Annotated in this window: 28 protein-coding genes; 14 read left to right on the top strand and 14 right to left on the bottom strand. The window is 49.5% G+C overall.

What is annotated here, in order from left to right; translation table 11 throughout:
- Positions 1–137 precede the first annotated feature (137 nt).
- The 3 genes from D5E69_RS17565 to D5E69_RS17555 all read left to right on the top strand — a co-directional run bounded on the left by D5E69_RS17565 (position 138) and on the right by D5E69_RS17555 (position 1,567).
- Positions 138–260, top strand: a complete 123-nt coding sequence (locus D5E69_RS17565) for a YuiA family protein (RefSeq protein WP_159129969.1) — start codon at positions 138–140, stop codon at positions 258–260.
- A 152-nt stretch (positions 261–412) separates the two neighbouring features.
- Positions 413–730 carry a YuiB family protein gene (locus tag D5E69_RS17560; RefSeq protein ID WP_048007019.1) on the top strand — a complete coding sequence of 106 codons (318 nt, stop codon included), beginning with the start codon at positions 413–415 and terminating at the stop codon, positions 728–730.
- 147 nt (positions 731–877) lie between these two features.
- Complete coding sequence (locus tag D5E69_RS17555) at positions 878–1,567, top strand: 3D domain-containing protein (RefSeq protein ID WP_159129968.1); 690 nt, start codon at positions 878–880, stop codon at positions 1,565–1,567.
- 66 nt (positions 1,568–1,633) lie between these two features.
- Here the strand turns inward: D5E69_RS17555 and D5E69_RS17550 are convergent, their stop codons facing one another.
- Positions 1,634–2,422 (bottom strand): cobalamin-binding protein, encoded by a 789-nt coding sequence (locus tag D5E69_RS17550; protein ID WP_048007017.1) that lies wholly within the window; start codon positions 2,420–2,422, stop codon positions 1,634–1,636.
- Between the two features lie 12 nt (positions 2,423–2,434).
- Positions 2,435–2,914 (bottom strand): divergent PAP2 family protein, encoded by a 480-nt coding sequence (locus D5E69_RS17545; RefSeq protein ID WP_048007016.1) that lies wholly within the window; start codon positions 2,912–2,914, stop codon positions 2,435–2,437.
- A 156-nt stretch (positions 2,915–3,070) separates the two neighbouring features.
- Between D5E69_RS17545 and D5E69_RS17540 the strand changes: the two genes are divergently transcribed.
- Entirely contained in the window at positions 3,071–4,573 is a 1,503-nt protein-coding gene (locus D5E69_RS17540) for a leucyl aminopeptidase (RefSeq protein WP_048013273.1), read from the top strand.
- A gap of 236 nt (positions 4,574–4,809) precedes the next feature.
- Entirely contained in the window at positions 4,810–6,126 is a 1,317-nt protein-coding gene (locus tag D5E69_RS17535; RefSeq protein ID WP_048007014.1) for a Na+/H+ antiporter family protein, read from the top strand.
- 130 nt (positions 6,127–6,256) lie between these two features.
- Here the strand turns inward: D5E69_RS17535 and D5E69_RS17530 are convergent, their stop codons facing one another.
- Complete coding sequence (locus D5E69_RS17530; RefSeq protein WP_148796512.1) at positions 6,257–6,637, bottom strand: YuzC family spore coat inner layer protein; 381 nt, start codon at positions 6,635–6,637, stop codon at positions 6,257–6,259.
- A gap of 165 nt (positions 6,638–6,802) precedes the next feature.
- Here D5E69_RS17530 and D5E69_RS17525 point away from each other — a divergent pair, with 165 nt between their 5' ends.
- From D5E69_RS17525 to D5E69_RS17515, 3 genes are all read left to right on the top strand, one after another.
- Complete coding sequence (locus tag D5E69_RS17525; protein ID WP_048007013.1) at positions 6,803–7,192, top strand: hotdog fold thioesterase; 390 nt, start codon at positions 6,803–6,805, stop codon at positions 7,190–7,192.
- Positions 7,193–7,247: 55 nt separating this feature from the next.
- The gene (locus D5E69_RS17520; RefSeq protein WP_048007012.1) at positions 7,248–7,616 is read left to right on the top strand and encodes a DUF2188 domain-containing protein; all 369 of its coding nucleotides are present in this window, start codon (positions 7,248–7,250) and stop codon (positions 7,614–7,616) included.
- A gap of 104 nt (positions 7,617–7,720) precedes the next feature.
- Positions 7,721–8,347: a nitroreductase family protein gene (locus D5E69_RS17515; protein WP_048007011.1), complete on the top strand. Its 627-nt coding sequence runs from the start codon at positions 7,721–7,723 to the stop codon at positions 8,345–8,347.
- Positions 8,348–8,630: 283 nt separating this feature from the next.
- Here the strand turns inward: D5E69_RS17515 and mnhG are convergent, their stop codons facing one another.
- The 7 genes from mnhG to D5E69_RS17480 are packed head-to-tail and all read right to left on the bottom strand — an operon-like array spanning position 8,631 to position 14,381.
- Positions 8,631–8,990, bottom strand: a complete 360-nt coding sequence (gene mnhG / locus D5E69_RS17510; RefSeq protein ID WP_048007010.1) for a monovalent cation/H(+) antiporter subunit G — start codon at positions 8,988–8,990, stop codon at positions 8,631–8,633.
- Positions 8,974–9,210 (bottom strand): Na(+)/H(+) antiporter subunit F1, encoded by a 237-nt coding sequence (locus D5E69_RS17505; RefSeq protein ID WP_370294848.1) that lies wholly within the window; start codon positions 9,208–9,210, stop codon positions 8,974–8,976. Before D5E69_RS17505 ends, mnhG begins: the two co-directional genes overlap by 17 nt.
- Positions 9,211–9,257: 47 nt before the next feature.
- The gene (locus D5E69_RS17500) at positions 9,258–9,734 is read right to left on the bottom strand and encodes a Na+/H+ antiporter subunit E (RefSeq protein ID WP_048007008.1); all 477 of its coding nucleotides are present in this window, start codon (positions 9,732–9,734) and stop codon (positions 9,258–9,260) included.
- Positions 9,735–9,741: 7 nt separating this feature from the next.
- Positions 9,742–11,223, bottom strand: coding sequence for a Na+/H+ antiporter subunit D (locus D5E69_RS17495; RefSeq protein WP_048013270.1), 1,482 nt, complete (start codon positions 11,221–11,223; stop codon positions 9,742–9,744).
- Positions 11,216–11,557: a Na(+)/H(+) antiporter subunit C gene (locus D5E69_RS17490; RefSeq protein WP_048007006.1), complete on the bottom strand. Its 342-nt coding sequence runs from the start codon at positions 11,555–11,557 to the stop codon at positions 11,216–11,218. Before D5E69_RS17490 ends, D5E69_RS17495 begins: the two co-directional genes overlap by 8 nt.
- Positions 11,557–11,979: a Na(+)/H(+) antiporter subunit B gene (locus D5E69_RS17485; RefSeq protein WP_048007005.1), complete on the bottom strand. Its 423-nt coding sequence runs from the start codon at positions 11,977–11,979 to the stop codon at positions 11,557–11,559. The genes D5E69_RS17490 and D5E69_RS17485 overlap by 1 nt, the downstream gene beginning before the upstream one ends.
- Complete coding sequence (locus D5E69_RS17480) at positions 11,976–14,381, bottom strand: Na+/H+ antiporter subunit A (protein ID WP_063191381.1); 2,406 nt, start codon at positions 14,379–14,381, stop codon at positions 11,976–11,978. The genes D5E69_RS17485 and D5E69_RS17480 overlap by 4 nt, the downstream gene beginning before the upstream one ends.
- A 282-nt stretch (positions 14,382–14,663) precedes the next feature.
- Here D5E69_RS17480 and D5E69_RS17475 point away from each other — a divergent pair, with 282 nt between their 5' ends.
- Positions 14,664–14,909, top strand: a complete 246-nt coding sequence (locus D5E69_RS17475) for a hypothetical protein (protein WP_048007003.1) — start codon at positions 14,664–14,666, stop codon at positions 14,907–14,909.
- A gap of 118 nt (positions 14,910–15,027) precedes the next feature.
- Positions 15,028–15,603: a DUF5366 family protein gene (locus D5E69_RS17470; RefSeq protein ID WP_048007002.1), complete on the top strand. Its 576-nt coding sequence runs from the start codon at positions 15,028–15,030 to the stop codon at positions 15,601–15,603.
- 50 nt (positions 15,604–15,653) lie between these two features.
- Here D5E69_RS17470 and D5E69_RS17465 read toward each other — a convergent pair whose 3' ends face one another.
- Positions 15,654–17,504 carry a transglycosylase domain-containing protein gene (locus D5E69_RS17465; RefSeq protein WP_048007001.1) on the bottom strand — a complete coding sequence of 617 codons (1,851 nt, stop codon included), beginning with the start codon at positions 17,502–17,504 and terminating at the stop codon, positions 15,654–15,656.
- Positions 17,505–17,750: 246 nt separating this feature from the next.
- Here D5E69_RS17465 and kapD point away from each other — a divergent pair, with 246 nt between their 5' ends.
- Entirely contained in the window at positions 17,751–18,371 is a 621-nt protein-coding gene (gene kapD, locus D5E69_RS17460) for a 3'-5' exonuclease KapD (protein ID WP_048007000.1), read from the top strand.
- A 40-nt stretch (positions 18,372–18,411) separates the two neighbouring features.
- On the opposite strand, the gene kapB is transcribed toward kapD, so the two are convergent.
- Positions 18,412–18,810: a kinase-associated lipoprotein KapB gene (gene kapB / locus D5E69_RS17455; protein WP_048006999.1), complete on the bottom strand. Its 399-nt coding sequence runs from the start codon at positions 18,808–18,810 to the stop codon at positions 18,412–18,414.
- A gap of 95 nt (positions 18,811–18,905) precedes the next feature.
- On the opposite strand from kapB, the gene D5E69_RS17450 reads away from it, so the two are divergent.
- The 3 genes from D5E69_RS17450 (at position 18,906) to D5E69_RS17440 (ending at position 20,559) form a co-directional block, all read left to right on the top strand.
- Positions 18,906–19,622, top strand: coding sequence for a peptidylprolyl isomerase (locus D5E69_RS17450; protein WP_159129967.1), 717 nt, complete (start codon positions 18,906–18,908; stop codon positions 19,620–19,622).
- Between the two features lie 142 nt (positions 19,623–19,764).
- Positions 19,765–19,968 (top strand): hypothetical protein, encoded by a 204-nt coding sequence (locus tag D5E69_RS17445; protein WP_048013266.1) that lies wholly within the window; start codon positions 19,765–19,767, stop codon positions 19,966–19,968.
- A gap of 78 nt (positions 19,969–20,046) precedes the next feature.
- On the top strand, positions 20,047–20,559 hold the full coding sequence (locus tag D5E69_RS17440; RefSeq protein WP_048013456.1) for a superoxide dismutase family protein: 513 nt from the start codon (positions 20,047–20,049) through the stop codon (positions 20,557–20,559).
- Positions 20,560–20,596: 37 nt separating this feature from the next.
- On the opposite strand, the gene D5E69_RS17435 is transcribed toward D5E69_RS17440, so the two are convergent.
- Together D5E69_RS17435 and D5E69_RS17430 are read right to left on the bottom strand one after the other, a co-directional pair.
- Positions 20,597–21,760, bottom strand: coding sequence for a MalY/PatB family protein (locus tag D5E69_RS17435; RefSeq protein WP_159129966.1), 1,164 nt, complete (start codon positions 21,758–21,760; stop codon positions 20,597–20,599).
- A 94-nt stretch (positions 21,761–21,854) separates the two neighbouring features.
- Positions 21,855–22,733 carry an alpha/beta fold hydrolase gene (locus tag D5E69_RS17430; protein ID WP_048006994.1) on the bottom strand — a complete coding sequence of 293 codons (879 nt, stop codon included), beginning with the start codon at positions 22,731–22,733 and terminating at the stop codon, positions 21,855–21,857.
- Positions 22,734–22,789 lie beyond the last annotated feature (56 nt).

Here is a 22,789-nt window from a genome sequence, read left to right as displayed (position 1 = left end):
TTTGAAATATTGAGATATTTAAAGTAAACATAAAATGTATTCGCTTTCTTCGGTGTACATCCCCTCATAGGAACCTTTTCATGAATCAGAAAAGATGATATATTATCAGAAAATTAAGAAATCAAAGGAGAGATTCGATGAGAGCTGGTACAACGAAGACAAAATCATGTGAATACTGTTCGGGAAAAGGGTATTTCCAGCTGGTATTGGGCGGATCTGAAACCTGTCCTTGCTGCAGTGGAAGCGGCAAGCAAAAATAGTCCACCAGTTGTGGTGATTTTGTGAATAATGTCGAAATTTTCCTTCGTCTTATTGACGCTTCCATCAACATTCAGTACACTTAACAATAGTGTTTGGCTCCTATATCAGGCGTGAAACGCCAAGGGAGCCAGTGTTAGATGGGGGTGGGGAAATGCCAATACACGTCATCTTGATTTCAATGCTTCTGTTTCTGGTCCTGTTCTTCGGAATCGGTTTTTTGCTCAATATGCTGCTTCGAATGACATGGATCATGACCATCATCTATCCGATCATCGTCATTTTCATCGTGGATGAAGTGCGTTTCATCGACTATTTCAGAAACGCGGGGGAAGCGTTCCCTGAACTAGGGAGAAGGATCAGTCATTTGGCTTCTGCCGATCTGCTGATTCTTGGAAGCGGTTTAGTAGGTGCGGTCCTTTCAGGGATCGTCATGAGGATATTGAGATCAAAGGGATATCGAATGTTTTAAGACAGTCCGTTCGTCTGGGAGAATTCCGGATGGCGGGCTTTTTTCATGTTTTTCGCTTCCAATTTTTGAGATAATTCGATTATTTTATCAATTTATGAATACATGCCCTCCAGGATGGGAAGGAATAAGGGTGGGAGGAGTGTATACATGATTAAGAATTGGAGCAAACGACTTTTGATGGTCCTATTGTTCATTTTTGCCCTTGAGACGACATTCCAATCGGTATCGGGCGTCAAGGCGGCAACCCTCAAAGCGTGGTGGGAGACCCAGATGGAGAATGCCGGACGGGGGGAACACGAGATCAATCAATTAGGCATGACTGCAAAGGTCCTTAAGAAAGTGAGCGGTACCAAAACCCAGATTTCATCGAGTAAACCTGTGAAAGACAAACCAGTCACCCTGAACGGGCTGAATTGGGATCAATATAAGAAGCATACTGTCGTCGCCACGGGCTATACGGCAGGGGTGGAGTCAACGGGGAAGAGTCCCGGCCACCCGGGCTATGGCATTACATACTCCGGCGTCAAGGTGAAGCGTGACCTTTATTCGACCATAGCGGCTGACACGACGGTCTTTCCGATCGGGACGGTGCTGTACATCCCTGACTATGGATTCGGGGTGGTCGCCGACACCGGGAGTGCCATCAAGGGAAACAAGCTCGACTTGTACTATGATACAGTCGCTGAGGTGTATGCAGAGTGGGGGAAGAAAACCCTTGATGTATACATCATCGAAGTCGGTTCAGGTAAGCTCACAGAAGAGCAGCTGACCAAGCTGAATGAAAATAAAACGATGCAGGTATTCAGGAATCAAATCCTTTCACCTGAGAAAGAATGACTAAAGACAAGACCGGCAGGGGCTCCTGCCGGTCTTGTCTTGTGCGGGAATGATGGATCCCTCTGCTTACATATGGGCGTATTCGTCAGGATGCAGGATTTTTGCAAGCTTGACGGCACCTTTTAAAAGGAGTGGGGATGGCCTGCAGTAGAAGGCTTCCTCCAGTACGAGGATCCGTTCATCCTGAACCGCCTTCAGGGAGGTCCAGCCGGGTCTCTTTTTGATCAGTTCCGGTTTTACTTTATCCTGCCGCACGCCCACCCACGCGAGGCATATATAATCAGGATCCCTTGCCAGGACATCTTCCCAGTCTGTCTGGACGCTCGCCAGTTCGACGTCACGGAAGAGGTTTACGGCCCCGCACATGTCACTCAGCTCCGTCAGCCAGTTTGTCCTGCCGGGCGTGAAGACCGGCTTTGGCCACCATTCCCAGTACAAGGAAGGGCGATTGGTGATGCCTTGACCGATGGCCTTCAATTCTTCGACTTTTTGAAGGAAGTGACCGCGCTTATTCAACACGTCGGATTCGTCCATTCCGCATGCGCGCCCGATGGAAAGGAGATCATCCGCTATATCCTTGAAGCTCTGGGGGTTCAGCGTAAGGTGGGGAATACCACGTCTCTCAAGCTCGTCGATATTCTTCTCCATTCCCGGTACGCTCAGCGATGCAAGGACAAGATCGGGTTGAAGGCTTTCGACCCGATCCATATCGATGGATAGATCGGGGCCGAGCCTTGGCAGGGATAAGACGGATTCCGGATGATCAGAGTAGTCATCAACCGCCACAAGGTGCGGGGTGAGGCCGAGTTCGTCGATCAACTCTGTATTGTTGGGGCATATGGATATGAGGCGCATTGATCATCCCTCCTATTGAAACATGAAAAAGTGGATCAGCAGGGTAAGGACGATCCCGGTGATCCCGCCGAAGAACACTTCGATCGGTTTATGACCGAGCAGCTCCTTCAGCTCTTTTCGCTTTTCCTGATCGGGTTTGTTTTGCCAGCCTTTGGCGTCGGTCATGAACTTCTGGAAATCGCCCATGAGCCGATTGAGGACGATGGCTTGTTCACCCGCCTGTCTTCTGACCCCTGTCGCATCGAACATGGTGATGATGGCAAACATGGCGGCTACGGCAAAGACCGGGGAAGCGACTCCGCTTTCGATTGCCACGCCGGTTGAAAGGGCAGTGACGGCGGCAGAGTGGGAGCTCGGCATCCCGCCGGTCGATGTGATGAGCGACCAATTCAGTTCCCTGGTGGCGATGAACTGGATGGGAACCTTGACGAATTGGGCAAACAAGATGGAAATCAATGAAGCCCAAAGGGGAAAATTATGAAAGATCTCCATGGTAATGAATCCCATCCTTTCTAATGTTTTGAATACTCTGAGTTGCCTTCATTATACCATACCCTTCTTCACCCAACCTTAACTTCAAAACGCTTTTGCTTAGATAGTCGAAATGTTCACTCACACGGGCTATAATGGGGGAGGAGGTGTTGAACAATGAATCATGTAGTCAACAATAAACGTTTAACAGAAACAACAGGGGGATGCCTCATCGTCGGGGTGTACAATCAACCTGAATTCGCAGGAGAACTGAAAGAGCTTGATCAAGCCATGGGAGGCCATCTTACCCAGCTTGCCAAAGAGGGGGATATCTCTTCTACCGCCAAAAAAATCACCGTTGTACATACGCTGGGACAACTCCCTGTGAAACGGATTGTGTTTGTCGGACTTGGAAAGGCCAAGGAAGCGGTCTTCAATGATATGAAAGAAGCGTTCGGTGCGGCAGCCAAGAAAATCAAACAATTGAAGCTCTCTTCGTTCGCAGTGGCAATCGATACATTTGCAACGGATGAAGTTCCGGCAGAAGATGTGGCACATGCATGGGCAGAGGCCTTCACCATGGCAACCTATGCCTTCCACGGGTATAAGCAATCATCGAATGAGCAAAGCTATGAAGCTTCTGATATCGAGTTCATCACAGGTTCGGATGAAAAGGAAGTCCAAACGGCTCTGCAGGTGGGTACCGCATTCGGGAACGGCGTCAACTCGGCAAGGACCCTTGTGAACACACCTGGAAATCTCCTTACATCCACAAAGCTTGCCGAATATGCCCTTGAGCTTGCAAAGCGATATGATTTTGAAGCGGAAATCCTAGACAAGGAAGAAATGGAGCATCTGGGCATGGGCGCTTTATTGGCCGTCAATCAGGGTTCAGTCGAGCCCCCGAAGATGATCGTCCTTAAATATGCAGGCAAAGAGCAATGGGAAGACGTCATCGGTCTTGTAGGAAAAGGGATTACCTTTGATACGGGGGGATATTCCCTTAAACCGAAGGACGGCATCGTCGGCATGAAAACCGATATGGGTGGCGCAGCAGCTGTCCTTGGTGCCATGGAAATCATCGGGGAGACGAGGCCTGAGCAGAATGTCATCGCTGTCATCCCTTCTACCGATAACATGGTGAGTGGTGCGGCATTCAAGCCGGATGACGTCATCACATCCATGAGCGGTAAGACAATCGAAGTGTTGAATACTGATGCAGAAGGACGTCTTGCACTTGCTGACGGCATGACCTATGCAAAGCATCATGGTGCAAATTATCTTGTCGATGTCGCGACGCTCACAGGAGGGGTCATCGTTGCATTGGGGGAAGATAAGACAGGTGCCCTTACCAATAACGAAGCTTTCTTTGAGCAAGTGCTGCTTGCCTCGGCTGAATCAGGTGAGTTCATCTGGCAGCTGCCGTACACGGAAGGGGATAAGAAGCGCGTGAGAAGCAGCAAGATCGCGGATCTGAACAACTCTCCGGGACGCGCTGGGCATGCCATCATGGGAGGCGGATTTGTAGGGGAATTCGCTGAAGGCACCCCATGGGTGCATCTGGATATCGCGGGGACGGCTACGACCAACAAAGCATACGACCTCGGGCCTTCCGGTGCCACGGGCGTGATGGTCCGCACCCTTGCCCTGATGGTGGAATCCTTTGAACCTGCGAAATAATGACAAGGAAAGGCCGACAATCGTCGGCCTTTTTTCTATGGGTAAATGTGAAGCGCCATTCCAATCAGAATCGTCCCCCGGCGACAGGTTCGAATCCCGAGAAAGAGGGAAGAATAAAGAAAGGAATAATCGTTGACAAACGTCCTTTATGTTGATAAAGTAGAAAACGTGTTTTATCACTCTACCAATTTAGCAGACTAAAGCAACATGAAGATAGATTCAAGGAGGACATTGTTATGAACGCAGTTGTCATTGCCGTACTCATCATGCTCATACTTAGTTTACTGCGTGTGAATGTAGTTTTCGCCCTCATTGCCGGGGCGCTTGCAGGAGGGGTCATCGGGGGACTAGGCTTGAATGAAACGGTCTCGATCTTCTCCGAAGGTATCAGCGGAGGAGCAAATATCGCCCTGAGCTATGCCCTTTTGGGAGGATTTGCTGTAGCCATTTCGTATACAGGCATCCCGAATCTGCTGGTTGACTTCGTCTTGAAGATGGTCGGCCGGAACGGAGATTCAAAAAAGAAGAAATTATCGAAGGCGCTGATCGTATTCGCCATCCTGATCATGGCGTGTTTCTCTCAGAACGTCATCCCTATTCACATCGCCTTCATCCCGATTTTGATTCCACCGCTCCTGAAGGTGATGACAGAGCTTGAAATCGACCGCCGGTTGATTGCCACGGTCATCACATTCGGACTGACGGCGCCCTATATCCTGCTTCCGGTCGGTTTCGGGCTTCAGTTCCACGAGGTCATTGCACAGAATATGGACAGGAGTGGAATGGCCATCGCCATGGGAGATATTCCGAAAGCCATGCTCATGCCAGTAGGAGGGATGGTTCTGGGACTTCTGTTCGCCGTCTTCTTCTCTTATCGCAAACCTCGCAGGTATGACGAGTCCAGGGAAGTGGTGGTAGAAGAAAAGGTCGAATACAGTAAGCAATCAATGATTCTCGCGGGGATTTCCATCATTGCGGCACTTGCGGTCCAGCTTCTGCTTGAATCCATGATTTTCGGTGCACTTGCGGGAATCGCCGTCCTGTATGTGTCGGGTGCTATCAAATGGAAGGAAGCGGACGGCCTTCTTAACGATGGTATGAAGATGATGGCCTTTATTGGATTCGTCATGATAGCCGCTTCCGGGTTTGCAGCTGTGTTGACGGAGACCGGTGATGTCGAATCCCTGGTAAAAGGTACAGCTGATGCCATCGGAGGAAATAAAGCCCTTGCTGCCCTTCTGATGCTCCTAGTCGGGCTGATTGTCACAATGGGGATCGGATCATCGTTCGCTACCATTCCAATCATTGCAGCGATCTTTGTTCCTCTCTGCATGGAGCTGGGATTCAGTGAGTTTGCGACAATCATTATTGTGGGAACGGCCGGGGCCCTCGGAGATGCCGGTTCACCTGCATCGGACAGTACACTGGGGCCGACCGCCGGTTTGAATGCCGACGGACAGCACAACCACATCTGGGATACATGTGTCCCTACATTCCTGCATTACAACATCCCTCTCGTGGCCTTCGGTTGGATTGCGGCCATGATCTTTTAAAGAGAATCTCTTCGGAGGTTCTTTTTTTCGCCTCTTTCTTCCGGTTAAGCGGACCTGGCAGGTGACGTCCCGATACGTTCATAAAAGGGAAATGCCGAAGGGAGCCGGACCCGCGGCCTCCTTCGGCATTTCAAAACTCATTCCATTTGATGGAGACAATCAAATGACAGCAATCCACCTGACCTAATTTTTCGTCAAATACGAATCTGATGCCATCAGGATTGAAAGATACAACAGGCTGTACGCGTGTCGGGATCGTCTGAAGCAATTTATGTACTTCAGGCAGATTGGATTGTTGAGCGGCAGTCATGAGCTTAGAGGCAAGATCCCTTGAGCTGTTGATGCGCCCGAGGACAAGTTTGGCATCGTCCATCAGGGTAAGGGTTTTTCCTGCTGAAGCCATCAGCGTGTCAGGTACAGCTGCAGGCAGCACCCGCTTGTCAATGTGCTGCCCCATATAGGATTGGGGAGCCGGTCTGTTTGCATGAAAGGGATGGAATCGGTACATCATGGAACACTCCTTTCTCTGACATCATCTACGTAAACGTATGAAAGAGGCACTGCATTTATTCGTTCATCTTCCTGATACCTTGTGATAGGCTGAATGTATGCTTGTAAAGCAGATAAAGGATTTTGACAGCCAGGGTCGAAGTGTATGGGGAAGGGGTGAAGAAGAATGAATTTGGATCACACATTGATCAGTGCACTGGGGATTGATTTCATCACGGTTGAGAAAGGGAAAATCGTGGCGACGATGCCCGTCAATGAACAGACGAGGCAGCCTTTTGGATTTCTGCACGGAGGAGCATCCGTCGCTCTTGCCGAAACCGTGGCAAGCGTAGGGGCTGTGGAACTGATCGATCTCGATAAGGAGATATGCTTTGGTCTCGAGATCAATGCCAATCACATCAAGGCAAAGAAAGACGGTGAAGTGACGGCGACGGCGACCGTCCTGCACCAGGGACGGACCACCATGGTATGGGACATCAAGATCACCGATGAGGCAAATGATTTAATCTGCGTGTCACGGTGTACCATGGCCGTGGTACCAAAAAAGAACGTTTAACCGTGACAGGTGGGGGAAAAGGTAATACAATCCCACTTACTACGGAGGTATGAATATGAGCTGGTCTAAACAAGATTATCCCGAGTCACTGAAGAATCTGCCCTCTGATGTCCGGAATAAAGCCATCGAGATAGGAAATGCGCTGCTTGATGAAGGATATGAAGAGGGCAGGGCGATCGCCATTGCCACAGATCGTGCCCACAAGTCCGAGGAAGGTACGCAAAGCGATAAGACAGAGTATCATGTCACAGTCCATGATGACGGCTGGCAGCTGAAAAAGGCTGACGGACAGCGGGCCATCATGGTGGAAGAGACGAAGGAAAAGCTGTTGGAGCGAGCAAAGCGATATGCAACAGATCATTCCGGCACCCTTGTGGTGTATAAAGAGGATGGATCGGTTGAAAATCATCTATACCAGCAATGAGGGAAGCTCCCGGAGACGGGGGCTTATTCTATGGATTGATTTGACAATATTCTGCCTATTCGGTATAGTTATCTTGAATTCAAGATAAATGAAGGAGTGGGAGCATGGCCGGTTTTACAGAACTGATGAAAGAACGTCGCTCGGCATCGAATTTTCTGCCTGATCATCCGATCCAAACAAACGAATTTAATGAAATTTTTGAGTTGGTCAAGCTTTCTCCATCCGCGTTCAACCTTCAACATACGCGGTATATCGTCGTGACAGATGAGAGAGTGAAAGAGCAGCTTCAGGGTGCAGCCATGGGGCAGCATAAAGTACGTTCTGCTTCAGCGGTCGTCCTGCTCCTGGGGGATAAAAAAGCGTACGAATCAGCAGAAGAAATCTATCGGGGATTGAAGATGCTTAAAATCGTGAATGAAGAGGAATTCTCAGGTATGGTCGAGAATACCATCTCCTTCTATGAAGGGAAAGGTGTTGGATTCCAACGGGATGAAGCCATCCGTAATGCGTCTCTATCTTCCATGGTCTTCATGCTGGCTGCCAAGGAGAAGGGCTGGGACACGTGCCCGATGATCGGATTCGATCCGGATAAGGTCAAGGACATACTTGATGTAGAAGATCAGTACGAGGTCGTCATGATGATCTCCATGGGGAAGGAAAAGAGAGAAAGCCGCAAACCCCGGGGCTACCGGAAGCCCGTCAATGAGTTTGTTACATATATCGGAAAATGAAAAAGAGGGTGGGTCAAAACGAAAAAGGTACCATAGATGAAGAACACGGTCAGCATAGGTTCTTTATACCGCTCATGATTTCCGCTTTCCGCAGGTAGACCGTGAGCCTCCTCGGCAAGCATAAGCTACTCTTTCCGCAGGAGTCTTCGTCTAGCACTCCAATCAACCGCTTGGATACAATGACGGCCATAAAACAAATTAAAAACCCGAATTCATTTGCCTGATCCCAGGCAATGAATTCGGGTTTTACTATGACTGAAACACGTTTGTCCCAGCCTCTCTTTTATGGATGCTGTCGGTCGTATTTTTCCTTGTCCTTTAAGTCATCGCGTACGCTCTTATCCCAGAGTTTCGCTCCTGAATGGTAGGCTGCACGGGCGATGAGGTGACCACCGACCGGCGCAGTGACAAAGATGAACACGATGGCCAGCAGGACCTTGGAGTTGAAGATGCCGTGCACGATGTAGAAATAAAGGAATGTTCCGAGCAGGATGCACATGATTCCGAGCGTGGCACTTTTGGAAGCCGCGTGGTTCCGTGTATACACATCGGGTAGCCTGAGCACCCCGAAGGATGCCACGAGGCTCAGGAATCCGCCTGCAAGAAGGAAGAATCCGATGATATAGTTAACGATTTCGGTCACGTTCGATGATCGCTCCTTTCTCAAGGAATTTGGAGAATGACACCGTCCCGATGAAGGCAAGGATTCCAAGAAGCAGAATGACTTCAAGGAAGGCGTCAGAATCAATCAGCATGGAGACCAGTGCGACGATGGCAATCAGATTTACCCCTAGGGCGTCCAGCGCCACGACCCTGTCGGGGGTAGTAGGTCCCTTGATGACCCGGTAAATAAGTCCGAGCATGGAAAGGGACACACAGATCAAGGTGATACGGATGATGATCTCAAGCATCAGCGGCTCACCTCCATGATGGCTTTCTCGAAAGAGTTGCGGATATCATCGATGACCGCGTCTTTATCGGGAAGGTCGATGGCGTGCACATAGAGGATCTTCTTATCCATGGATACATCCATCACCAGCGTCCCCGGAGTCAGCGTGATCAGATTGGCCAGCAGGGTAACTTCCCAATCCTTTTTCAGCTTGGTTTCGTACGCAAAGATCCCCGGCTGAAAATCAAGTTTGGGCTTAAGGACCGTTTTCAGTACATCCACGTTCGCTTTGATCAATTCCTTCAGGAACAATAGTAGCAGGCTGATGGAAGCCACCACTCGCCATAGATAAAAGCGATCCGGGAAGAACCGTCTCATGGCAAGGATAATCAGCAAGCCGAGCAGATAACCGACAATGAATGAAGGAGCGGTAAAGGAGACGGATAGGAACATCCAGACAAATGCCAGGATGAAGTTCAATAAGATTTGAAAAGCCATGGTTACATCACTCCTTTAACACTGCGTCAATATAGATTTGCGGATCCACCAGTACTTCAGCCGCCTGGGAGAATAGAGGTCGTAGTGCATCTGCCCCCAAACCGTAGAACACCGAAAGGAGGACGAGTACGGCAGAAGTAGCCCACAGATAGCGAGCATGACCTTTGGAAATGCCTGTGTACTCTTTCGGGACGCCCCAGATTCCGGTCAGGAAGATCTTGATCACAGAGTAAAGGACGATCAGGCTGGAGGCGAGGATGACGAACGCCCCTACATAGAATTCCGAAGAGAAACTGCCCTTCAGGATCAATAATTTCCCGATGAAGCCGCTGAGTGGAGGAATTCCCGCCAGTGAGAACGCTGCTACGAGGAAGGTCCACCCAAGCCAAGGATACTCCTTGATCAGTCCCCCCATTTTCCGGACATCCGTCGTGCCCGTAATGGAAATCATAACGCCGATCAAAAGGAAGAGGGCGGCCTTGATGAGCATGTCATGAATGAGATAGTAGATGGAGCCTTCCATCGCTTCCCCGTTCATGGTGGAGATCCCGAATAGGATGACCCCGACGGCGATGACGATATTATAGATGATGATCTTCTTCACATCCCAGAACCCGATGGCCCCCACGCATCCGACAACGATGGTCAGGATTGCCAGTATGCCAAGCATTTCATGGGTGAACCCTGGATCATGATAGAAGAACAGGGTATAGGTCCTGATGATCGAATAGACGCCGACCTTGGTCAGTAACGCTCCGAATAAGGCCAGGATCGGTGTCGGAGGTGCGTAGTAGGAGCCCGGCAGCCAGAAGTAAAGCGGGAAGATGGCTCCTTTCAGACCGAACACAATCAAAAACAGGATGGCAATGGCTGTCAGGATGCCCGGTTGTTCCACGCTTGCAATCTTCTGGGAGATATCAGCCATGTTCAGGGTGCCGACGACTGAATACAGGTAGGCAACGGTGATGACGAACAGGGCGGACGAAATGACGTTCACGAGTATGTATTTGATCCCTTCGCGGAGCTGGACTTTTGTCCCGCCGAGGACGATGAGAACATAGGAACTCATGAGCATCACTTCAAAGAACACAAACAAGTTGAAGATATCTCCTGTGGTAAATGCTCCGTTTACCCCGACTAAAAGGAATTGGACCACAGGATAATAATAGAATCGTTCCCTGTCGCGTCCGATCGATTTAAAGGAGTAGAGGACCACCAGCAGGGTGATGATGCTCGTTGTGAGTACCAGAAGGGCAGAGAGCATATCGGATACAAGCGTGATTCCGAATGGTGCCGTCCAGCTCCCCAGGTTCAGGGTCTGGATTCCTTCCTTTGAAACCGTGATGACGAGGATGACGGATGCGATGACGGTCCCGATCGTGGAAACCGCTGCGATCGTCCGTTGCGTCTTCACCTGCTTGCTGAAGAACATGAGAATCGTTGCCGTGATAAGTGGTATGAGTATCGGTAGAATCAATAAATTAATCATTTCCTTCGTTTCCTCTCAACTGATCCATATTATCGGTACCGAGCTCCTGATAGGCCCTGTAGGCGAGGACCAGGAAAAAGGCCGTCACACCGAAACTGATGACGATCGCTGTCAGGATCAATGCCTGCGGTAACGGATCAACGTAGGATTCCGCATGCTGTCCGAGCAGCGGTGCTGCCCCCCTCTTCAGGCTGCTCACCGTCAAGATGAGGAGGTGGGCGCCATGGCTCAGGACAGCGGTGCCGATAATGATCCTAAGTAAACTTTTTGAAAGCATGAGATACACTGCACAGGTGAACAGGATCCCAATGACAATGGCCATTAATAATTCCATTAATCGCTCACCCCAATCGTTTGGATGATGGTCATCGTGACGCCGACGACGACGAGATACACCCCGGTATCGAACAGGACGGCCGTATGAAGGGACGTCTTGCCGAGGATCGGCAGGGTGAAATAGTCAAACGCGTGCGTCAGGAACGGTACATTGAACAATAGTGCCCCTGCTGCGGTACCGATGGCGAACAGAAGGCCGATCGCCGTTACGATCTTATAATCGATGGGCAGGATATTCGCAACCGTCTTCAAATCGAATGCCAGCAGCAGCAGGACGAGCGCCCCGGCTGTCATGAGTCCCCCGATGAAGCCTCCTCCCGGAGTATAGTGACCGGAGAAGAAGAGGCGCAGGGAGAACAGGATGATGATGAACACAGTCACTTTTGTTACGGTTTGGAGAATCACATCATTCGTCTTCATCCTTCATCCCTCCTTGTCAACCTCAGTTTGATCATGGCGAAGATTCCGAGGGATGCAATGGCAAGAACGCAAATTTCGAATAATGTATCGAATCCACGGAAGTCGACGAGGATGACATTGACCATGTTCTTACCAGCTGCTTCCTCGTAAACGTTTTTGATGTAATACTCTGAGATCGAATCAAATAGTTTTGTGCTGTAAGCCGAGATGGCAAACAGTGTCACGGTCACACCGACACCGAGGGCAATCAGTGCATTCCCGAGTTTGAAGCCCATGCGTTCTTCATGCCTGCTCAACTTTGGCAGGTGGTAGAAACAGAGCAGGAACAGGGCGACGGACACGGTTTCGATGACGAGCTGGGTCAGGGCAAGATCGGGCGCCCTGAACACCACGAAGAATAAGGATACCGTATAGCCGGTCGCTCCCAGCAGGATGATGGATGTCAGGCGTGACTTTGCGAAAAGGATCATGACAGTACTGACCACTAGGAGCAGCGCGACGGCCACTTCATAAATCCCGATCGGGGCCATTTCGTCCATCTCCAGCGAGAAGGCATTGTTATACCAAAGGCTGAAGAGGGAGATCCCGACGAAGAACGTAAAGATATAAACAAGATAGGTGCGAATAAACCCTGTCATATGTCCGTTCATGAAACCGTATGCGCCTCGTTCACTCCCTCGCAATCCCCCATCATATAAAGAATTAAGGGAAAGCTTTTGCGGGAATACACGATAGATCTTCTCCCATTTTGAAAGGGTGAGATATAAGATCACCCCGAAGGCAATGACGCCGATTGTCATGAACAGCTCCGGACTGAAGCCGTGCCAGAAGGAGATTTCCGTTTTCACGGTCTGTCCGTCGGCAATCAGACTTGGTACGATGGCTTCCACTGCAGGAGCCAGGATCCGATCCGATAGAATATTCGGGAAGAAACCGAATATCACGACAAGGGAAGCAAGGATGATCGGAGAAATCAGCATCCCGATCGGCGCTTCATGTGGTTTCTTTTCGAGCTTCTCAGGCTGGTACTTCCCTGTGAACGTCTTGAAGACGAGGATCATGCTGTAGACGAAGGTGAAGATGCTTCCCACCCAGGCCAGCACAGGGAAAAGCGCACCGAACGTTTCAAAGTTGAAGATATCAAGGCTGAGGACATTGATCATCCCCGTAAAGAACATTTCCTTACTAAGGAAGCCGTTAAATGGCGGTAGCCCCGCCATGGAGAATGCCCCGATGATGGCAATGGTGAAGGTGATGGGCATGAAGCTCATCAGTCCGCCTAGTTTACGGATATCCCTTGTCCCGGTTTCATGATCGACAATCCCGGCCACCATGAACAGGCTTCCTTTGAACGTCGCGTGATTGATCAAATGGAAAACGGCGGCAAGTGTTGCAGCCATATAAATGTTTTCATCGAGTTGATTGTAATGAAGCGCGGCTCCTCCAATGCCCAATAAGGACATGATCATCCCCAGTTGACTGATCGTGGAGAAGGCGAGGATTCCTTTCAGATCCTTTTGGCGGACCGCATTGAAAGAACCCCAGAACACGGTGAATAATCCAATTCCGCCAACGAGCCAGATCCACACACCTGAAGTGGCAAAGATCGGGCTCATCCTGGCAACGAGGTAGATCCCCGCTTTGACCATCGTTGCTGAGTGAAGGTAGGCACTGACAGGAGTCGGTGCTTCCATGGCATCAGGCAGCCAGATGTGGAAGGGGAACTGTGCTGATTTCGTGAATGCCCCCAGCAGGATCAGGATCAATGCCCCCATGAACAGCGGGTCCGTTACCAACTGATCGCTCATCCCCACAAGTTCCCTGATGCTGAATGTACCGCCCATGAGATAGAGAAGTATGATACCCCCAAGCATGGACAGGCCACCGAATACGGTGATGAGCATCGATTTTAGTGCCCCATATCTCGAACGCTCCCTCTGATACCAATATCCGATCAGCAAGAAAGATGAAATGGACGTGAACTCCCAGAACATATAAAGGGTGATCAGGTTATCCGAAAGCACGACCCCGAGCATGGCCCCCATGAACATGAGTAAATAGACATAGAAGTTATGTAGCTGTTCTTTCGCCTTGTCCAGGTAGTAGATCGAGTACAGGACGACAAGCGCCCCGATTCCTGTGATGAGCATGGCGAACAGGAGGCCGAGACCGTCCACATATGCGGTGAATTGAATACCAAAGGAAGGCATCCAATTGACGGTTTCCGTCACCGTTTCCCCGTTCTTCGTCAATGAAATGAAACGGAAGAAATAGACGAACAGGACCACTGGCAGTACAAGGACGAACCAACCGGTGTGAACCTTTCGGAACGCCTTATACAGGAACGGAATCAGTATGGCGAATAAAAAAGGCGATAAAATTGCCCAGTGTAGCAGTGTCAAAAAAAACCCCCCTTGAATACATCAGATTATGTAGGTAATTGCTGAATTAAAATAGTCACTAGAGCATTCTGCGACCGAACAGTGCACCTATTGAGCATTATAACGTAAAAAAAAGCACCTTGCATTAGTCGGCCGCCCATCATATAAGGGTTTTCACCCTTGTTATTAAATATGTAGAGAAACGGAAAATAACGTCGAAAAAAAAAGCACATTCCGTGCCGGAGATCATGTTTTCGAATAGTTTCTCACCAATGTGAGCATCCTATTCAAGAGGTGATATCCATGAAGCAAAAGTTGCTGATCGCCGGTGCCATTTTCACAGGATTGCTCATGATGGCAGTCGTGGTGGATTCAAGGGATCAAATCGATCTTGAATCGGTCGAAAGCGGGGAAGGGACGGACTATGTTCCGATCGGGTACGACCGGGGAGGCAATGCTGCGCCGGTTGAATTCAAGCCGCGTCAATACATTAAAGTAATCGATAGGGACAGTCATCTGATCCAATCGGACCTGCTGCACGACGAGTGAAGTCAACTTCTTGACAGTAGGGACTTTCGACCCGTACACTTGGTACCTTTACCCTTTTCAATCTGCTCATAAACGATTATGATGGGAATGCACAGATTGATCACGGGAGAGGTACTTTTTGAAGAATACATATTTAACAAGCTATCTGCCTATTTTGTCCATCCTTTTGTTCAGCCTGACGTTTTCGGTTTATGGGGTGGGTGTCTTCGAGACACTGTCCAAAAAGATCGGCGTCTATGCGGGAATGAGCGAATTCCTATCCGAGATGCAGCTGAAGCTGGCCATCCTAATCCTGCTTATGATGATCTTCTTTATGATCCTAGCTGCCCTGAAGCTCATCGCAGAGACAATCAACGGCATTTCCATGCTGTTCTTCTCGATTGACTCAGAGGGTGAACTTTATAATAAAGTCCGTCCGGGTTCGATGATTTATTTTATAGGAGGACTGGTTTCCGTCCTCAGCTTGCAATCATTCAAGGGATTGATCGGGATCTTCGTTTTGACCTCTGTGGTTTACTTTTTTTATTTTGTGAATAAAATCAGCTCTTCCCTTACCAAAGCTGGTATCCTCGGTGTCGTGAGCATGCAGCTTTTCTCATGGGCAGCCCTCATCCTGACCATTTTCTTTGTCCTCATTAAACTTTATAACGGCCTGATGGCGAGCCTTCCGATCATATCGGAGGTCAAGCTGTGAGCTAGAATGAAAAAACGGATATCCACCACACAGGGGATATCCGTTTTTATTTATTGCATGATCTGCTTCCAGATCCTGTGTCCGGGACGCAATGATTCAATGCTGCTCATATTTTCAGGTGTATCATGGCCGACCCAGACCCCTGTGGTGTAGCGATCGGTGAGACCCATGACCCAAAAGTCATGATACTGGTTCGTGGTCCCTGTCTTGATTCCCACATAGGATTTGGAGACATAGGCAGGCTTTCCGGTCCCTGTGACGGCTCCTTGATGAAGCAGGGATCTCATTTGTGAAGTGGTGGACTTCGACCATACTTCCGTGGCTTTATCCTTCCATTGATATAGGATGTTTCCTTCGGAATCCGTCACCCCGGTAATGGCCCTGGCCGGTGTATACTCCCCGTCGATGAAGGAAGTGTAGGCATCCGTCATCTCGAGGGGGCTCATCCCATAGGTGAATCCTCCGACGGAAGCGGCAAAGGTCTCATCCTCCTTGCTGACCTTTTGGAAATGGAACGGGCGGATGAACCCGAAGGCCTGATCGACGCCAACCTTTTCCATCATGCGAAGAGCCGGACCATTATATGATTGGGCGAAAGCCTGACTGATCGTCACCATGCCGGGACTCGCATTCCCGTAGTTCACGGGGCAGTATCCCTTGATGCAGTATCGATTTCCATCAATCGTTTGCTGCAGGGAGGGGTGCAGCTTCTCCATATAGGGACCATAGACCAGGAGCGGTTTGATGGCGGACCCGGGCTGCCTGAACGCCTGAAAGGCATGGTGGAAATTATATTCCTTATAGTTTTTGCCGCCTGTGATGGCAACGATCTTACGGGTCTTATTATCGATGGAAGCACTCGCTCCCTCAAGTTCCATTGATTCCAGCGTATCATTCAGTGCTTTCGTGCTTTTTTTCTGCATGGCGGGGTCCAGGGCGGTGTTGATGATGACGCCGGAAGAGATCACGGCATGGAACCGTTCATCCCATTCCTTCAGAATACCGTTTCGCTCTTCCTCAGATCCGGCATCTGCAAGCTCGGTGGCGAACCCTTCTTCTTCTCCGATCAATTCCTTCAGTTCGTGTTCAACAAAAAAGGCATAGTCCGGATACTCTTCGACGGCTTTTTTTACCTTCAAATGGATCGGGGTCTTTTTGATCTTCACGGCCTCTTTTTCCGTGAGCTTGTCCGATGTGACCAGCAGCTCGAGCAACCGCTCCTGACGCTTTTTCGTTTCATCGAAGTGCTTGATCGGATCATATTTTCCCGGATTATTCGGGATGGAGGCGAGGAAGGAGATTTCCCCCTGGTTTAGTTCGGTCACGGGCTTGCTGAAATAATACTGGGAAGCCGTTCCGATGCCGTACACGCCATTGCTGAAGTAAATCACATTCAAGTACATTTCCATGATTTCATCCTTGGTCAGATTTTTCTCGATCTGACCGGCGTAGAAGAGCTCGGTCAGCTTCCGGTTATATGTCTTTTCCTGACCCAGGTACATATTTCGAGCAAGCTGCTGGGTGATGGTGCTTCCTCCCTGCTTGATATGGGTGAAGACAAGGTTTTTCACCACGGCCCGGAGGATTGCTCCAGCATCGAATCCGACGTGTTCATAAAAATTCTGATCTTCACTCGTGATGATGATCTCCTTCGCGAAGTCCGGGATATCTTCGTCCTCCGTGTACAGGCGGAATGGACGGTTGATCTCGGAAAACACCCGTCCGTCCGCATCCTTCATCAGGGACGTACGGTTTACGTTCATCTGTTCCTTATTGACCTTTGATTCCAGTGCCTCTTGGAACTCACCGGCTTTCTTCACTTCCCCTGCTGAAAAAAACAAGGTAGTGAAAAAGATGGAAACGATACAACTGATGGCGATATATCCTGCAAAAGTTCTCATGAAACCCTCTACTTTTCTCGTAATCTTATTCTCCCATGATAATCCAATGGAACCAATTAATAAAGAAGCATTTCCCGGGAGTGGGTGGTTCTTTATACCCTGATCGCTTCATGAGTAAAGTTTCGGGGAGGGGCAAGGAAATAGTCATAATTCAGGAAATAAACATGATATAATAAAAGAATACACCATCAGGGGTCCCGCACAGGGATGGGATAACGGGATACAAACAAACAAGGAGGGGTTTCAATGGGAAGTGAGGGACAGCTTGTTTTCATTGATTTTGAGTTTTCAATGCCCGAGCGGCATAAGGTCCCGAAGGATTTTCATCCGGAAATCATTGAGGCCGGTGTGGTCGTGGTGAACGGAGGCAAAGTCATCGACACCTTTTCCTGCTATATCAAGCCGGTTTCCTTCCCAAGGCTTACAAATCGATGCAAGAGATTCTTATCCATCACTCAGGCCGATGTAGACGGGGGACGTACGTTTAATGAGATGCATGATTATTTCACGTCATTGGATCAATCCGGCGTGAAGGAAGTGGTCACATGGGGGAATATGGATATGAAGGTGCTCAGGGACAGTTGTGCACGCCTCGGGATGGCATTCCCTTTCCATGCACGATTCGTCGATCTTTCCATGGAATATAAACGATTCTTCGGTGACCAGAATCAGACGGGGCTGTGGAAGGCCGTACAGGAATACGGACGTGAGGGTGTTGGCAAGCATCACAAAGCTCTTGATGACGCCATGACGACCCAGCATATCTATCATCTGGTGGAAAAGGATAAGAAGTACCTCGAAAAAGCCGAGCCCACCACGATCGGGGACAGGATCGACCTTTCGAAATTCTATAACCAGCTTGCATGATGAAGGACCTGACCGCCGATGTGCGTTCAGGTCCTTTGTATTAGAATTCGATTCCGTACATCAAGGCATATTCCTTCTGGATTTCGGCCAGTGCTTCGAGGCTTTTTGCATCATGGGGCGTCGGATCGGCGGAGAGCTTCGCCTTAAGTTCCTTGAAAGCAGCAAGGAGTGATTCATTGTAATCAGGAATCGTCCCTTCATAGGGCTTGACCATTTTGTCCGGTATGTTGGACTGCTCACGGTAAGCTAGTGCTTTTCGCTCATGGAAAAGGGGAACGTCGATTTTCCCGGGGTTGTGAAGATCTCCCTGGCGCGGATGCTTCACAACGGCCAGTACCTTCACCACATAACTCCCCGGGCGTTCCCCGGTCACCTCTCCGATATAGGTGCCTGTCTTATAAAAGGCCGTGACATAATCACCAATTTGGATATTTTTCATAAAACCCCTCCTAACAGAAGATGAACTCGATTATAATAATAGGTGGAAATGTTTGAGAATACGCTATATACAATGTAACACGTGGAGGTACATATATGAAGAAGTGGTTTTTGGTCTTACTGGTGGGCCTGGCCCTCGTGCTGGCAGCCTGTGGACAAGGTAACGACAAAAGTTCAGAAAGCAAGAAAGAGTCCAAGAAGGAACAGGCGTCGGATGGGAACATTACTTATCCGCAGCTCACAAAGGAAGTGAAGGGGAATGAAAAGCTTGTGGAGATGAAAACCTCCATGGGAACGATCAAGATCAAGCTCTTCCCCGATCAAGCACCGAAAGCCGTCGAGAACTTCGTGACCCACAGCGAGAAAGGGTACTATGACGGACTCAAGTTTCACCGGGTCATCAATGATTTCATGATTCAGGGGGGAGACCCTGAGGGGAATGGAACCGGTGGTGAAAGCATCTGGGGGAAACCGTTCGAGGATGAGTTCTCAGAGAATCTTTTGAATCTGCGAGGTGCCCTCTCAATGGCCAACTCCGGTCCAAATTCGAACGGCAGCCAATTCTTCATCGTTCAAAACAAAAACCTGAATCCGGACTATGAAGAGCAGATGAAATCCGAAGGAGCACCAGAAAAAGTCCTGAAGATGTATCAGGAAAATGGGGGAACGCCTTGGCTTGATCAGGCGCACACCGTCTTCGGTCAGGTGATCGAAGGCATGGACGTCGTTGATAACATCGCTTCGGTAGAAGTCGGAGAGCAGGATGCTCCGAAAAAAGACGTGATCATCGAAAGCATCAAAGTCGTGAAGTGACAGGGCCCGGAGAAATCCGGGTCTTTCTTATGCGGCGTTCAAGGGATTGTGACATTCCTTCCCAATCTGGCATGGTGAAGGGGAGGGAAGATTGCTATAATAAACATGACTGTAATCGCTTTAATTGGAAAGGAGCGTTTCCGTGATCTCATTTTTTGTCCTTAATCTATTCTTGTATTTTCCTGAAGATAAAAGTGAATATATCCCTGCGGGCATTACGATGTTCATTTTCATGATTGCCGCTGTCCTCACGTTCCGGCTGATCATCCGCATCTCGAAGCGTGAAGAGCTGAAGACGAAGAAGATGGAAGAGGAGGCAAGGGCATCCCGTCATCAAGAAGACTGACAAAAACGATCCATCTGCGAATACTTTTCTCCTGACTCGTCAACAATGATGAGGAGTATGAACGTGGAGGAACGGCAGATGAAACTATTCTTGATCGGAATCACGGCGCTTCTTTTGTCAGGATGCGTCCTGGAGGAACCGACGAAAGTGACTGTAGATATGAAGAACGGGGTCGGGGACTCCATCGGCACAGCGATCCTCGAGGAAACAGCAGATGGCGTGGAGATTGCCCTTGACCTTGAGGGGCTTCCGCCGGGGGACCTTGCCATCCATATCCATGAAAAAAGTGCATGTAAACGACCTGATTTTGTTTCGGCGGGAAATCATTTCAACCCCTTGGAAAAGAAACATGGACTTCTTCATCCTCAAGGTCCCCACGCAGGGGATCTACCCAATCTGATCGTCGGGGATGATGGGAGCGTGAAGGCAACGATCATGGCTCCTCAGGTGACCCTTTCAAAAGGCAAGACGTCCCTCATGACCAAGGACGGGACCTCGCTGGTCATTGACGAAAGCGCCGATGACGGCATGACCCAGCCATCGGGAGATTCCGGGGAGCGCATTGCCTGCGGGTCCATCGGGAAAAAATAAAAAAAGACTGCCATTCATGGCAGTCTTTTTTATTTGATCATGTGAGGGCCGTTCTCAGGCGGTCGAGTCCCTCAAGGAGCGTTTCTTTCGGGCATGCGATATTCATCCGCACGAACCCTTCTCCTCCTTGCCCGTATTTCGTTCCCTCTTCTAAGGCAAGCTTCCCCTTTCTCAGTAGACGGTCCTTCAGGTCTTCGTCCGAGAGTCCCGTTTCCCGGCAATCGATCCAGAGCAGATAGGTTCCTTCAGGTTCGACAAGATGCAAGGACGGAAGGTGTTCCTTCAGATAGGTTCTTGTTGTAGAAATGTTTTCCTCTAGATAAGCTAAGACGTCTTCCAGCCATTCCTCTCCGTGACGGTAAGCGGCTTCCATGGCACTGATTCCGAGGGCATTCAACGTAAAGAATCCCTGTTTGGCATGAATGCCAGCAATCTTATTCCGAAGCTCTTCATTTTTGGTGATCATGGCTGAAGCCTGCAGACCGGCCAGATTGAACGTCTTGCTCGGGGCGATGCACGTAATGATCGCATCCGGATCGCCTTCTTGAAGGGACGCAATCGGGATATGGCGGTGTGGGCGATAGATCAGGTCGGAGTGGATTTCATCCGAAGCGATGATAACGCCGTATTGCTTGCAGAGTGAAGCGATCCGGGTCAGCTCTTCCTTATTCCAGACCCGTCCCCCGGGATTATGCGGATTGCATAACAGGAACAACTTCACCCCATTTTGAAGGGCTTTTTCGAAAGCGGTGAAATCGATGGAGTACTCCCCGTTGCGATACACGAGCTGGGCGTTTTCCACCACCCGTCCATTTTCCTTCACCAGGTTGAAGAATGGCGGATAAACAGGTGATTGGATGAGTACTTTGTCACCAGGTTCTGTAAGGGCCTGGATGATCGTGGCCAGGGCGGGAACCACCCCGGGGCTGTACTGCACCCATGATGATTGGATCTCCCACCCATGCCTCTTGGCCATCCAATCCTTGATGGATCCGGCAGTGGATGCTCCTGCGTATGTATAGCCGAAAATCGGGTGTTCCATCCTTTTCTTCAAGGCTTCAATTACAGGTTCAGGAGGCGCGAAGTCCATGTCGGCCACCCACATGGGCAGCACATCCCCGTATCCGAAGACTTCTTTCGTCCTGTCCCATTTGACCGATGAGGAACCTCTGCGATCAATGACGTTTTCAAATGAACTCAAGTGAACTCCCCCTTACGAAATGTCGCTTTACTCTTCCATCATAAAAGCTCAGTGGAAAAGATGAAAATAATATGATTCAGCAGTCCCCCCACCTTTATATATGGGAGGGGGAGAGGCCGAATTCGAACTCCGAAGTATTTGCTTCCGGAAGACCCTCTTCCACGAAGGACCGGATATGGGTCATGACCACATCGGGCTTTTCCTCTGGAACGAGATGCCCTGTGTCTTTCAGCACAATCAGGGAGGAAAGGGGAAGATCTTCATTTAATCGCCTCCCTGTCGCCACAGGCACCACCCTGTCATGCTCCCCCCATATGAGCAGGCAGGGAGTCCGGATAGCGGAGAGATCTTCTCTGGACAGGTCCCCTTCGCGGTCGCGGATCATCTTCGTGAGGGCTTTGAAGATATCATCCTGTAGAAAGGGCTTCATATACCCATCCATCATTTCCTCATCAATCATGGCGTGATCATATACGACATTTTCGAGATTTTTCCGGACTCCTGTCTTTGCGAGCCATTTTTTGATGTACAAATGAAAGTAAGGAGTACGGCTCAGGGTAAGCACGGGCCATGTGAACCGTTTCAAATAACCTGAACTGCAGAGCAGGATCCCTTTTTTAACGAGGGAAGGGGCCTTTTTCATGATATTCAAGGCGATCTGCCCACCCATGGAATGACCGGTGAGGTACACCTGTTGTATCCCCAACTGCCCGAGGAGATCGATGACGGTTTTGGCCAGGTTGTCGTATGAATAAATGAATCCCTTTGTCTTACTGCTTTTGCCGAAGGGAGGAAGGTCGATGGAGAGAACATTATAGGATGCCTTCAAGAGCGGATGAAGCTGCCTGAAGCTGAAGGTCGATGAAAGAAATCCATGAATAAGGACGAAGGTTTCGGAAGAATGCGGATGTTTATCGTATTCATAATAGATCTCGGCCCCGTTCAATCGGGCAAATTGTGCACGGTCGCTCATGATCGCCACTCCTTTACGTTGTTCCAATTATTTTACCCGCTCCTTTCGTTTTAACA

This window comes from Rossellomorea marisflavi, from assembly GCF_009806575.1.
Taxonomy (GTDB): domain Bacteria; phylum Bacillota; class Bacilli; order Bacillales; family Bacillaceae_B; genus Rossellomorea; species Rossellomorea marisflavi_A.
Note: the sequence above shows the minus strand (reverse complement) of the source record. Positions and strands in the feature narration are given on the sequence as shown.